Source organism: Streptomyces sp. NPDC005181 (assembly GCF_040608395.1).
Taxonomy (GTDB): domain Bacteria; phylum Actinomycetota; class Actinomycetes; order Streptomycetales; family Streptomycetaceae; genus Streptomyces.
In genome coordinates this window covers 104,194-117,049 of sequence record NZ_JBEXID010000014.1, presented here as the reverse complement: position 1 = coordinate 117,049, position 12,856 = coordinate 104,194, and the positions used below count along the sequence as shown (strand labels likewise).

The 12,856-nt window shown below is 70.5% G+C and carries 10 protein-coding genes and 1 pseudogene; 9 read left to right on the top strand and 2 right to left on the bottom strand.

Annotated features, from left to right (window positions below):
• The first annotated feature begins 243 nt into the window (after positions 1-243).
• The gene (locus tag ABZV38_RS12785) at positions 244-840 is read left to right on the top strand and encodes a histidine phosphatase family protein (protein ID WP_356326808.1); all 597 of its coding nucleotides are present in this window, start codon (positions 244-246) and stop codon (positions 838-840) included.
• A 232-nt stretch (positions 841-1,072) separates the two neighbouring features.
• Here the strand turns inward: ABZV38_RS12785 and ABZV38_RS12780 are convergent, their stop codons facing one another.
• Positions 1,073-2,452, bottom strand: a complete 1,380-nt coding sequence (locus ABZV38_RS12780) for a tetratricopeptide repeat protein (RefSeq protein ID WP_356326807.1) — start codon at positions 2,450-2,452, stop codon at positions 1,073-1,075.
• Positions 2,453-2,693: 241 nt separating this feature from the next.
• On the opposite strand from ABZV38_RS12780, the gene ABZV38_RS12775 reads away from it, so the two are divergent.
• A complete protein-coding gene (locus ABZV38_RS12775) occupies positions 2,694-3,185 on the top strand; it encodes a hypothetical protein (RefSeq protein ID WP_356326806.1) in 492 nt (163 codons plus the stop codon).
• A gap of 88 nt (positions 3,186-3,273) precedes the next feature.
• The gene (locus ABZV38_RS12770; protein ID WP_356326805.1) at positions 3,274-4,176 is read left to right on the top strand and encodes a fused MFS/spermidine synthase; all 903 of its coding nucleotides are present in this window, start codon (positions 3,274-3,276) and stop codon (positions 4,174-4,176) included.
• 11 nt (positions 4,177-4,187) lie between these two features.
• Here ABZV38_RS12770 and ABZV38_RS12765 read toward each other — a convergent pair whose 3' ends face one another.
• Positions 4,188-4,727 (bottom strand): hypothetical protein, encoded by a 540-nt coding sequence (locus ABZV38_RS12765; protein ID WP_356326804.1) that lies wholly within the window; start codon positions 4,725-4,727, stop codon positions 4,188-4,190.
• 88 nt (positions 4,728-4,815) lie between these two features.
• Between ABZV38_RS12765 and ABZV38_RS12760 the strand changes: the two genes are divergently transcribed.
• The 6 genes and pseudogenes from ABZV38_RS12760 (at position 4,816) to ABZV38_RS12735 (ending at position 12,787) form a co-directional block, all read left to right on the top strand.
• Positions 4,816-5,535 (top strand): response regulator transcription factor, encoded by a 720-nt coding sequence (locus tag ABZV38_RS12760; RefSeq protein WP_356326803.1) that lies wholly within the window; start codon positions 4,816-4,818, stop codon positions 5,533-5,535.
• Positions 5,532-6,948, top strand: a pseudogene (locus ABZV38_RS12755) (HAMP domain-containing sensor histidine kinase). The gene ABZV38_RS12760 and the pseudogene ABZV38_RS12755 overlap by 4 nt, the downstream one beginning before the upstream one ends.
• Before the next feature lie 130 nt (positions 6,949-7,078).
• Positions 7,079-8,575, top strand: a complete 1,497-nt coding sequence (locus ABZV38_RS12750) for a cellulose binding domain-containing protein (RefSeq protein ID WP_356326802.1) — start codon at positions 7,079-7,081, stop codon at positions 8,573-8,575.
• A 736-nt stretch (positions 8,576-9,311) separates the two neighbouring features.
• Positions 9,312-10,640 carry an extracellular solute-binding protein gene (locus ABZV38_RS12745; protein WP_356326801.1) on the top strand — a complete coding sequence of 443 codons (1,329 nt, stop codon included), beginning with the start codon at positions 9,312-9,314 and terminating at the stop codon, positions 10,638-10,640.
• 212 nt (positions 10,641-10,852) lie between these two features.
• Positions 10,853-11,851: a sugar ABC transporter permease gene (locus ABZV38_RS12740; RefSeq protein WP_356326800.1), complete on the top strand. Its 999-nt coding sequence runs from the start codon at positions 10,853-10,855 to the stop codon at positions 11,849-11,851.
• 15 nt (positions 11,852-11,866) lie between these two features.
• Entirely contained in the window at positions 11,867-12,787 is a 921-nt protein-coding gene (locus tag ABZV38_RS12735) for a carbohydrate ABC transporter permease (protein ID WP_356326799.1), read from the top strand.
• The last annotated feature ends 69 nt before the right edge of the window (positions 12,788-12,856 follow it).

Genomic DNA, 12,856 nt, shown 5'->3' with positions numbered 1-12,856 from the left:
AGCTCTCCATCATGTGTTCATGCGACCGAGGGCGGCCGTTCAACCGTACGGTGCAGATCGGCCACGATTCCCCCAGGGATACCCCTGCGGATGCCCCGGTTCGTGCGGAGATTTCCCCGCGGGGAAGGGGACGCCTGTTCGGTCCCGGAGGTTGCCTGCCGGACACGTGAGCGATGATGGAAAAAGGCGGATCACCCGTCCCTGTTGTCGTTTTCTCCGCACCAAGATTCAGGGAGAGCCGTCATGGCACCGCGTATCCTGCTCGCCCGGCACGGCCAGACGGAATGGTCGGTCAGGGGCAATCACACCGGCAGGACGGACATTCCCCTGCTCGACGCGGGCCGCGCGGGAGCCAAGCTGCTGGGCGAGCGGCTGCACCGTGGACCGTGGGCGGACCTGCCGGGCCTGGAGGTCCGCACCAGCCCGCTCGTCCGTGCCAGGGAGACCTGCGAGATAGCGGGCTTCGCGGACCGGGCGCGGCCGTGGGACGCGCTCATGGAGTGGGACTACGGGGCGTACGAGGGCATGACACCGGCCGAGATCCAGGCGATCCGGCCGGGCTGGTTCATCTGGCGCGACGGGGTTCCGGAGGGCGAGACCCTGTCCGAGCTGTCGGCCCGTGCGGACGAGATCGTCGACTGGGCGCGCTCGGCCGACCGCGACGTGCTGGTCTTCGCACACGGTCACATCCTGCGCGCGCTGGGGGCGCGCTGGCTGGGTGAGGACGTCTCGTTCGCGTCCCGCATCCGCCTGGACCCGACGTCGCTGTCGGTGCTGGGATGGGCATACGGGGCGCCGGCACTCGAACGCTGGAACGACACGGGCCACCTGGACCGGTGAGGTCCTGCCCCTGCCCGGCAGTGTGGTGTCCTCGATCGCCGGACGGGCTTGAATTGCCGCCCGGCGACTGAGGCGAACCGCCGCCCGATCCCGGCCCGCCCGCCCGATCCCGGCCCGCCCGGCCGAACCCGGCCCGTCCGGCCGAACCCGGCCCGTCCGGCGTTCGAGGACAGGCCGGCGGACCGGACCCGGGTGCGTGAGGCGTGGGACGGCACTTGGACGGCTTTCCGTCCTACGCCTCCGCCCCCACCTCCCCGTACCGCTCCAGGAACTCCGTCACCTCAGGTGACCCCCGCTGCGCCCGCAGCACCTGCACCGCCGCCGCCAGCATCGCCCGGATGCGGGAGGACCGGACCTGGGCGAGCAGGTCCAGCACCTGCTGCCCCGCCGTGGCCGCCTCCGCCGCAGCCCCCGCCCGGGCCAGGTCCGTCGTCAGCTCGGCACGGTACAGCGCCAGGTTCCGGGTGAAGTGCGGATCCTGGAGCTGCGTGGCCCGCCGCGCATGGCGGGCCGCCCGCGGCCAGTCGCCCAGCGCCGACCAGCACTGCGCCTCCAGCATCTCCAGCTCCGCCTCCCGGAAGAACGTCATCCACTCCGGGTCGGCATCGGACGCCCCACGGCCGAACGCCGCGTGCGCCCGCCCCAGCGCCCGTTCGCAACCGCTGCGGTCGCCGAGCCCGGCCCGGCCCCCTGCCTCCCGCAGCGCGAGCAGCGCCAGCAGCCGCGGTGAGCCCAGTGGTCCCGCCGCCCGCTGTCCGGCCTCCGCCGCGCGTACCGCCTCACGGGCCCGTCCCGTGTCCCTCGCCAGGAACGACGCATTGCAGAACGCATGCGCCTCCAGTGCCGGGTCCCCGGCCACCCGAGCCGTGGCCAGCGCCTCCGCGTAGTGCGAGCGGGCGTCCTCGAAGCGTCCCGAGTCATGGGCCAGCCACCCCACCGAGATGGCCAGTTCACCGGCCCCGGCGTGCAGCCGGTCGGAGGTGGACCGGCGGGTGGTGGTCCCCTCGTCGAGCAGCGCGTACGCCGCCCGCAGCGGCTGCGCGGCCCGCCGGTAGAGGCCGCCGCCGCCGTGCCGGTCGTCCAGCAGCCGGATCTGCCGTACCGCCTTCTCGACGGCCGTCACCTCGGCCTCGCCGACCCGCCGTTGGACGGGGGCGGCAGCGGCGGCGATGGTCGTGGTGCCGAGGCCGAGGCCCAGGGATGCGGCCGCCATCGCGGTGGTGCCGCTCGTCATGAATACGCGACGCAGCACGTCGCTCTCCTCGTCGGTGTCGCTGTGGAGCGTGGGGGGTGGTCGGGTATCAGAGCTGTCAGGACTTTCGGGGGCGTTGCCGGCGGTTCTCGCCGCCCGGCCGCGAACGGACTCGCGTGCCGAGAAGCCCAGGTCCGCCAGGGTCGCCCCGGGGAACATGTGCAGGAAGACTCGTTCGTACGCGTAGTTGGGACAGCGGATCTCGCCGGACTCCACGCGTCCGATGTACCGGGCGTCGCACGCGACCTGCTCGCCGATCTCGCGGGCGGACCTGCGTACCGCGGCAGCGAACTCCCCGGCGGAGCGCGGTCCGCGCAGCCGCCGGAAGGTGAGGTTGGGAACTGCCTCTGTCGACACCATGGCTGGGCCCTCTCTGGTGCAAGCCGGGCGCCTGTCTCCGGTGTCCCGGCGGAGCAAGAACGTACCCGTTGTGACAGACCGCACACGCAGCGTTTGCGTACAAAACGGATATCTCACCCACGATCCGCCATGAACTGCCACCCTTTGCGGCGGTGCCGCACCGTAGCCCTTGACGTAGCCGACGCGTTGGTCCATGCGGAGACGGAGTCCGGCTCCGTCCGGCGATGAGAGGAGAGGTCCCTTGTTGCATCTCGGCACGGAGGCCGTCGGCTCGCGGACGACTGCGACGACCCGAACGGCGACGACCAGTATTTCCCCCACCCGTACGGCGAAGGCCGATCCCGGAACGGCGGAGTGCAATCCCCCCGACGCCCCCCTCGGCGCCGGCCCCTGTGATCTGGTGACCGTTCCGGCCCGCCAGGGGCTGGAGGCCGTGGACATCCTGCGCCGCAGCGCCGATCAGGAGGCCGTCGGCCCGGTTCTGCACGACGGCGCCTGCGACACCCTCGGCTTCCTGGTGCCGCCGGGCACCGCCGAGGCCTGGGACGTACCGGGCAGTGCCTGTACGCAGACGAACGGCCGCGGACTGCGCCTCCCCGCCGAGCCGCCGGTCTCCGGCAGCGGCTGGCTGCTGCCGCCCGCCGACGACGCCCAGGTCACCGACCCGGCCGCGCTGCGCGCCGCGCTCGACCAGGCGGCCCGGCTGATCGAGGCGGCCGACAACTGCTGCTGAGCCCATAATGGCCAGGTGGGCGGGTTCCCCCGCCGCTGCCGGTCCAGCACCGGCCCGGGCGATGAGCAGTGAGTAGGGACGAGCGTCAGTGGCACGTCGAGGTGCGTCGAGCGGCGGCGCGGGCGCCCGGAAACGAGCGGACCGCACGTCCGACCGCAAGCCGGAGACCCTCTCCGAGCCCGTCGACGGCGGTCTCGCCGAGCTGATCCCCGACCGGGAGCGGCCGCACGCCTGGACGCTGACCCTCGATGGCGCCCCGCAGTCCCACGTCGACCTCGACGACCCCTCGCATCTCTCCTTCGCCTACCAGCGCCGGATCGGCCACATCGCCGATCTGGCCGCCCCTGCCGGGCAGCCCCTGCACGTCGTGCACCTGGGCGGCGGCGCCTTCACCCTCGCCCGGTACATCGCCGCGACCCGGCCGCGCTCCACTCAGCAGATCGTCGAGCTGGACGCGGCGCTCGTCCAACTGGTCCGCCGGGAGCTGCCGTTGGACCCGCAGGCCCGGATCCGGGTCCGCTCCACCGACGCCCGCGCCGGGCTCGGGAAGATCTCGGACGACTGGGCGGATCTCGTCATCGCCGATGTCTTCAGCGGAGCCCGTACGCCCGCCCACCTCACCAGCGCCGAGTTCCTCACCGATGTGCGCCGGGTCCTGAATCCCACCGGGCAGTACGTGGCCAACCTCGCCGACGGTCCGCCGCTGGCCCATCTGCGCGGCCAGATCGCCACCGCTGCCACCGTCTTCCCGGAGCTGGCACTCGCCGCCGATCCGGCCGTGCTGCGCGGCCGCCGCTTCGGCAACGCCGTGCTGCTCGCCTCGGCGCTCCCGCTGAGGGTCGCCGAACTGACCCGCCGGGTCGCCACCGACCCACACCCCGGACGCGTCGAACACGGCAAGGAGCTCGCCGACTTCACCGGCGGCGCGGCGGCGGTGAGCGACGCGGACGCCCGTCCGTCACCCGCCCCTCCGCCCTCCGCCTTCGACTGAGCGGCCGGCGATCAGACGATCTCGACCACCGGCGGATGGTCGTTCCATGTGCAGAAGACCGACACCGTCGACCCGTCATCGGTGGTGAATTCCACCCGGATCCAGGTCGTGGTCGTCCAGACCTGCATCGACCAGCCCGGATCCGGTGTCGCCGAGACGAGCTTCGCCCAGTCGGTGCCGAGCTCGAAGACGACCCGCCCGCCGTCCGTCGGGTAGCTCTTCACCGTGCCGGAGCGCTTGGCCGGGCGCGCGGGCGAAGGGCTGCTCGACGGGGTGCGGGACGGTTGCCCGGGCGGGGTCGCGGACGGCTTCGGCGCGGTACGAGGAGTGCTGCTCCGCTTCGGTGTCGGCGAGGCCTGCGGGCGCCGCGTCGAGGACGACAGCGCGTCTGCCCCGCTGTGGCCGTCACGGGCGCTCGCGGAGATGGGCACCGCGCGCGGCGGGTCGTACGCCGTCCCCGCCATCACCGTGTGCACACCCCACCACGTCAGCGTGACCGCAGCGCCGGTGGCGAGCGACCACGCGAGCGCGTGTACGAGTCCTCGTTGCATCCGGCACATCCTGCACCACAAGCCCCGTGCTGTCCCCGGACCCTCACGGACAGGACTGCGGGCCGGTCCATGGCGTACGGTGCCGCCCATGCCAAGTGTGCTCGTGGTCGAGGACGACCAGTTCGTACGTTCCGCCCTCATCCGGCACCTGACCGAGGCCTCCCATACGGTACGGAGTGTCGGCACCGCGCTGGAAGCGCTGCGCGAAGTCGCCCACTTCCGATTCGATGTGGTCATCCTCGACCTCGGCCTGCCCGATCTCGACGGATCCGAGGCCCTGAAGATGCTCCGCGGCATCACCGACGTACCCGTGATCATCGCGACCGCGCGGGACGACGAGAGCGAAATCATCCGGCTGCTGAACGACGGCGCCGACGACTACCTGATCAAGCCGTTCTCGGTGGAACACCTGTCGGCGCGGATGACCGCCGTGCTGCGCCGCTCGCGCGCCGCCGGGGGCGAGGCGCCGCCGCCGAGCGTCATCCAGGTCGGCGGACTCTCCATCGATCCGCTGCGTCGCCAGGCCGAACTGGACGGCACCGCGCTCGACCTGACCCGCCGCGAGTTCGATCTGCTGACCTTTCTCGCCGGGCGTCCCGGGGTCGTCGTCCCGCGCAAGGAACTCCTGGCCGAGGTCTGGCAGCAGTCGTACGGCGACGACCAGACCATCGACGTCCATCTCTCCTGGCTGCGACGGAAACTGGGCGAGACGGCGGCCAGGCCGCGCTATCTGCACACCCTGCGCGGCGTCGGCGTAAAACTCCAGCCGCCCGCGGCGCAGCCGCCGGGCCCGGAGCAGCCCGTATGAGATGGGCCCTGGTCAAGGTCTGCCTGGCCGTCACCGCGTTGGTCGTCGTCGCCTTCGCCGTACCGCTCGGTCTCGTCATCAAGGAGATGGCCCGCGACCGGGCCTTCTCCGACGCCGAGCGGCAGGCCGCCACGATCGGTCCGACCCTCTCCATCACCACCGACCGCGCCGAACTGGAGACGGCCGTCCTCACCACCGAGCCGGGCGGCGAGGGCCGGATGGCCGTCCATATCCCCGCCTCCGAGGAGCCGGACAGCAGACCGGTCGAGATCGGCACCCGGCGCGCCACCCGCAAGGACGTGGAGACCGTACGCATCTCGGGGCGCGCCTCGATCAGCGAGGTCACCGGCGGTTCCGCGCTGCTCCAGCCGACCGCGCTGGGCTCCGGGGGCATCGCCGTCGTCGAGGTGTTCGTACCCGAGGGCGAGGAGTCCAACGGGGTCGCCACCGCCTGGCTGATGCTGGCGGGCGTCGGTGTCGCGCTGATCGTCGGCTCGGTCGCGGTCGCCGACCGGCTCGGCGTACGGATGGTGAAGCCCGCCCAGCGGCTCGCGCGCCGCCCACGACCTGGGGGAGGGCAAGCTGGGGACCAGGGTCCGCGAGGAGGGACCGACCGAACTGCGGTCCGCCGCCGTCGCGTTCAACTCCATGGCCGACCAGGTCGTCCAGCTCCTCGCCAACGAACGGGAGCTGGCCGCCGATCTCTCGCACCGGCTGCGCACCCCGCTCACCGTCCTGCGCCTCAACGCCGCCTCGCTCGGCGAGGGCCCGGCCGCCGAGCAGACCCGGGCCGCCGTCGAGCAGCTGGAGCACGAGGTCGACACGATCATCCGCACCGCCCGCGAACAGCGCCCGCAGACCCAGGGGCGCAGCGGCGGGCCCGGGGCCGGTTGCGACGCCTCCGAGGTGATCCGGGAACGGATGGACTTCTGGTCGGCGCTCGCCGAGGACGAGGGGCGCGAGGTGCGCCTCGCGGGAGTGGACCGTACGGTACGCATCCCCGTCGCCCGGCCCGAACTCGTCGCCGCGCTCGACGCGTTGCTCGGCAACGTCTTCCGGCACACCCCGGAGGGCACCGCCTTCGCCGTCGACGTGCACCACAGCGGCGACGCCGTGATCGTGCTGGTCTCGGACGCGGGCGGCGGCATAGCCGACCCCAAGGCCGCGCTCGCGCGCGGCGGAAGCGGTGGGGGAGGGGCGCGGGGCTCGGTGGGCTCGACCGGGCTCGGCCTCGACATCGTCCGCCGGGTCGCGGAGTCCACCGGCGGCGATGTGCGAATCGGGCGGTCGGTGCTCGGCGGCACGGAGGTCCGCATCTGGATCTGGCTCGACGGGCGCCGGCCCGGGCAGGGCGGACGCCGCCACCGGGTGGGCCGACAGCGCCGCCGTCTCCGGTCCGCGAGCCGGTCTTAACCAGCTCCGATGCGTCCCTTAAGGCAATCCTAAGAACATCAACTCATGTCCAATACAGCCTATTTGTCGGTCTCGGTGTCGCTAGCGTGCTCCCGCACCCACACCCCCGTACGACAGAGGCAGGCACGCAATGGGCACCACCAGTACGCACCGGCGCACGGCGAGCACCAGGACCAAGGCGATCGGCGCCGTTGTCGCCGCGGCAGTGATCGGCTCCGCGGTCTTCGCGCTCACGGGCACGGCGCAGGCCGCTTCGGTCGGCGCCGCGTACACCAGGACCAGCGGCTGGACGGGCGGCTACACCGGGCAGTACGTCGTCACCAACGACACCGACAAGGTCCAGACGGACTGGACACTCGAATTCGACCTGCCCGCGGGCACGAAGATCAGCTCGCTCTGGAACGGCGAGCACACCGTCAGCGGCAGTCATGTCACCGTGAAGCCCGCCAGCTGGAACAAGCAGCTGGCACCCGGCAAGACGGTCACCGTCGGCTTCGTCACCGCCTCGGACGGCACGGCGGCGGACCCGACCCGCTGCCTGATCAACAACGCCAAGTGCTCCGTCGACACCGGCGCGACCCCGGAGCCCAGCGGCCGCCCGACCGGGACCGCGACCCCGAACCCCACGGCCACCCCCACCCCCACGGCCAAGCCCTCGCAGACCGCCACGGCGACCCCCACCTCCACTCCCACGCCCACACCCACCGCGACCGAGGGCGGCGGTGGTACGGCGGGCGGCGCCGGCTTCGCCCCGTACGTCGACACCTCCCTCTACCCGGCGTACGACCTGGTCGACACCGTCAACAGGACCGGAGTGAAGGAGTTCAACCTCGCCTTCATCACCTCCGGCAGCAACTGCGCCCCGCTCTGGGGCGGCGTCACCGCCCTCGGCGACGACCACGTCGCCTCCCGGATCGGCGCGCTGCGTGCCAAGGGCGGCGACGTCCGGGTCTCCTTCGGCGGCGCGGCCGGCTCCGAACTGGCGCTCAACTGCACCTCCGCCACCGACCTCGCCACGGCGTACGGCAAGGTCATAGACACGTACAAACTCACCAAGGTCGACTTCGACATCGAAGGCGGAGCGCTGCCCGACACGGCGGCCAACTCCCGCCGCGCCCAGGCGATCGCACAGCTCCAGAAGTCCCACCCGAACCTCGACGTCTCCTTCACGCTGCCGGTCATGCCCGAGGGCCTCACCCAGCCGGGCGTGGACCTGATCGCCGACGCGAAGAAGAACGGCGTCAAGGTCGGCGCGGTCAACATCATGGCGATGGACTACGGCGCCTCGTACAGCGGCGACATGGGCTCGTACGCGATCCAGGCGGCGACCGCGACGCAGGCCCAGATCAAGGGTGTGCTCGCGCTGTCGGACGCGGCGGCGTGGAAGGCCGTGGCCGTCACCCCGATGATCGGCGTGAACGACGTCAGCACCGAGATCTTCAAGGTCGAGGACGCCACGCAGCTGGTGAAATTCGCCCAGGAGAAGGGCCTGGGCCGGCTGGCGATGTGGTCGGGCACGCGGGACAAGGCGTGCGCGGGCGGGGCGAAGCCGTCGGCGGACGCGTCGTGCAGCTCGATCGTGCAGGAGCCGCTCGCCTTCACCAAGGCGTTCGGCGCGTACAAGTAGCCCCACTCCACCCCGCAGACCGCCACCCCCCCCGCGCGCATCCCGGCCGGCCCCCACACCCCCCACATCCGGCCGGGGTGCGCCCCCTCCTTTTCGGCAAGACGTGAGCCGCAGCCCGTGCATCCGGCGGATGGTCCCGGGCCGTCCTCGGCCGGGCGGCAACTCAACCCCGTCCGGCGATTGAGGACGAAGCGTGGACGCGCCCACGCAACCCGCGCCCACACCTCTGCCGCACGGTTCGGAGAGAGAACGCGGATGCGGCCCCACGCGCCCCCTGACTCCATACCCCGTTCACCTTCCAGTGGGCGGACCAGCGAAATCCGGTCGTGGTCGAACCGGCCCGATGACGCACGCAAAAACAGCGACCCCGGTCTGCTTCTGTCGGACACCCGCACCCTGTCTCTCGTCGGCGCCTCGCCGGCCTGGGCGTATTCAGAGGAGCGCCCTGTCCGTAGATGGTGCCCGGAGGCTTAGGCAAGACTTCGGCGGGACACGGTCGCGTGACTTGCAGGACACACTCGGGCAACGGAACCGTCTTCAACTCTTGACACCCACCCCCTTGAGGAAGCAACCTTCCGGCATCGGCGCATGGGAGCGCTCCCACATCGCACGGGAAATTCTCGTGCGGACGGCACTGCCCGTGTCTTCCCCCCTGCACCATCTGGCACTTGCCCTCACCTGCGCGTACAGCGCGCAGTCAGAACGCCAGTCCCGCCCTGGAACAAGGAGTAGTGGAATGCGTATCACCCGCACCGTCGCCGGCCGGCGTCGCAGAGCCGCGCTGGTGGCCACCACGGGCCTGACGGCCACCGCCCTGTTGCTGACCGGATGCAGCGACTCGGACACATCGGACTCCAGCGGGAGCTCCGACGCAAACGGGAAGATCACGTTGACCGTTGCCGACTTCGGGCAGTTCGGTTACAAGGAAGCGGGTCTTTTCGCCAAGTACCACGAGCTCCACCCGAACATCACGGTCAAGGAGGACGTCACCGCCGACGAGAAGGTCTACTACCCCAAGCTGCTCCAGCAGCTGAACTCGGGCAGCGGGCTGGCGGACGTCCAGGGCCTCGAGGTCGGCCGCATCAAGGAGCTCGTCGACACCAAGGCGGACCAGTTCGCCGACCTCAGCAAGGTGATCAACGTCGGCGACTGGGTGTCCTGGAAGGAGAAGCAGGCCACCACGCCCGACGGAAAGGTGATCGGCGCCGGTACCGACATCGGACCGATGTCGCTCTGCTACAACACCGACCTCTTCAAGAAGGCCGGTCTGCCGACCGACCGCGAGGAGGTCGCCGCGAAGGTCGCCGGGGGCTGGGAGGACTACCTCAAGCTCGGTGAGGAGTACAAGAAGAACGCCCCCAAGGGCACTTTCTTCATGGACTCCGCCAGCGCGATGTTCAACGCCGTCGTCAGCTCGAACGCGCAGCAGTACTACGACGAGAGCGGCAAGGCGATCTACAAGGACAGCCCCAGCGTCAAGCAGGGCTGGAACCTGGCGGCCGAGGCAGCGGACAAGAAGCTGACCCAGGGCCTCGCCCAGTTCAACGACCCGTGGAAGGCCGCCCTGCGCAAGGGAACCGTCGCCACCGTGGCCTGCCCTGCCTGGATGGCCGGTCAGATCTCGATCAACGCCGGTGACGCCAACAAGGGCAAGTGGAACATCACCACCGCGCCCGGCGCGACGGCTGCCAACTGGGGCGGCTCGTTCCTCGGCGTGCCCAAGTCGGGCAAGAACGTCGACGAGGCCACCAAGCTCGTCAAGTGGCTGACCGCCCCCGAGCAGCAGGCCGCCGTCTTCAAGGCGATCGGCAGCTTCCCGTCCAACAAGGGCGCGTACGAGCTGCCCGACGTGAAGAACGCCAAGCTCCCGTACTTCAACGACGCGCCGATCGGCCAGATCTACGCCGGTGAGGCCAAGTCCATCCCCGAGACCGTTCTCGGCCCGAAGGACGGCGTCATCAAGGACACCATCTCCACCCAGATCAACAACATGGAGCAGCGCAACACCAGCCCCGACGACGCGTGGAAGGCAGCGACCGAAGCGATCGACAAGGCGATCGGCTGACGGTTGCAGCAGCGGGCGGCCCCCGGGCCGCCCGCACCTGCGTGTCCCCACCCCGCGGGGCACCGGGGCCGCGCACAGCCCGTCTCCCGATGGGCTTGCACGGGGCGGCCGGGGAGGTACCCGGCCGCCCCGTGCAAGCCCACCGCACGCGCCTTCGGCCCATCCAGCCCCGTACCCGGGTAACCAAGCAATCCAGGGAAGGACTCCCGCCCGTGGCCACCTCGACTCCCACCCGGGATGCATACGCCCCGCCACCCCGCGGTTCCCAGCAGACACCGGCGAACGCCCGCCGAAGGACGTGGCGGAGCCGGCTCTGGCGGTTCGACGACAAGGCATCGCCGTACGCCTACATAGCCCCGTTCTTCCTCGTCTTCGGTGCCTTCGGGCTCTATCCGCTGATCTACACCGGCTGGATCGCCCTGCACCGGGTGGAGATGACCGGACTGAACCAGATGGAGTGGGTCGGCTGGGACAACTTCGACAAGATCCTGCACGACTCGGAGTTCTGGACGGCCGTCAGCAACACCTTCCTGATCGGCGTCATGTCGACGGTCCCGCAGCTGCTCGTCGCACTGGGCCTGGCCCATCTGCTGAACTACAAGCTCCGCGCCAGCACCTTCTGGCGGACGGTCATCCTCACCCCGTACGCCACCTCGGTGGCCTCCGCGGCCCTCGTCTTCGCCCTGGTCTTCCGGGCCGACGGCGGTCTGCTGAACTGGGCGCTGCACTTCGTCGGCCTCGGCGACACCAACTGGGTCAACGGGCACTGGACGTCCAAGATCGCCATCTCGGTCATCGTGATCTGGCGCTGGACCGGCTACAACACCCTGATCTACCTGGCCGCGATGCAGGCCGTACCGTCCGATCTGTACGAGGCGGCCTCGCTCGACGGAGCCTCGCGCTGGCAGCAGTTCCGCAAGGTGACCATCCCCTCGCTGCGGCCCACGATCCTCTTCACGATCGTCATCTCGACCATCGGTTCCATGCAGCTGTTCGGTGAGCCCCTGCTGCTGGAGGGCGGCACCCTCGGCGCGACCGGCGGCAACGAGAATCAGTACGAGACCCTCAGCGTCTACCTCTACAACTACGGCTGGAACCTGGGGCATCTCGGTCCGGCTGCCGCAGTGGCCTGGGCGATGCTCGCCCTCCTGCTGATCATCGCCGCGATCAACTGGCTCATCGGCCGCTTCGTACGCAAATCCGCGGTCTGACCGGGAGCGATATCCATGACCATGACCAGTCCCACCAAAGTTCCGGAGCTCGGCCTCCCGGCACGTTCCGCACACCGCGTACCGAAGCGCCCGAGCCGCTTCAAGCCCGGCGCCGGCAAGCAGCTGCAGGGCGGTCCGTTCGCCTACATCGCGCTGGCCGTCGTCGGCATCGGCTCGCTGCTGCCGCTGTACTGGACCCTGGTGGCCGCGTCCCACACCCAGGACGAAGTACTGGCCTCCACCCCGCCGTTCCTGCCGGGCGGCCGGCTGCTGCACAACCTCGACGCCGCCTGGAACCAGGCCCATCTGGGCAAGGCGATCGTCAACAGCGTCATCGTCTCCAGCTGCATCACGGTGGCGACGCTCTTCTTCTGCACCCTGGCCGGATACGCCTTCGCCAAGATGCGGTTCCGGGGCCGGGGCGCGCTGATGACCGGAGTCATCGCCACCCTGACCATCCCGCCGCAGCTCAGCGTCGTCCCGCTGTTCATGATGATGTCCGACATCGGCTGGGGCGGGAACCTCGAGTCGGTGATCTTCCCGACCCTGGTCAGCGCGTTCGGTGTGTTCTTCATGCGGCAGTACCTGAGCGAGGCGCTTCCGTACGAGCTGATCGAGGCCGCCAAGATCGACGGCGCGAACAACTTCCGCATCGTGCGGAGCGTGGTGCTCCCGGCGGCCCGCCCCGCGATGATGGTGCTCGGGATGCTCACGTTCGTACAGGCGTGGAACGACTTCTTCTGGCCCTATCTCGCCCTGAACCAGCAGAACCCGACGCTTCAGGTGGCCCTCGGCCAGCTGAGCGCCTCCTACACCCCCGACCAGAGCATCGTCATGGCCGGTGCACTGATCAGTACGCTGCCGCTGCTCATGGTCTTCGTGATCTTCGGCAAGCAGATCGTCGGAGGGATCATGTCCGGCGCCGTCAAGGGCTGACCCGACGGCGCCCCGGCCTCCGGGTGACGTTGCGTCACCCGGAGGACACTCCCTTCCTTCCCGGACGTC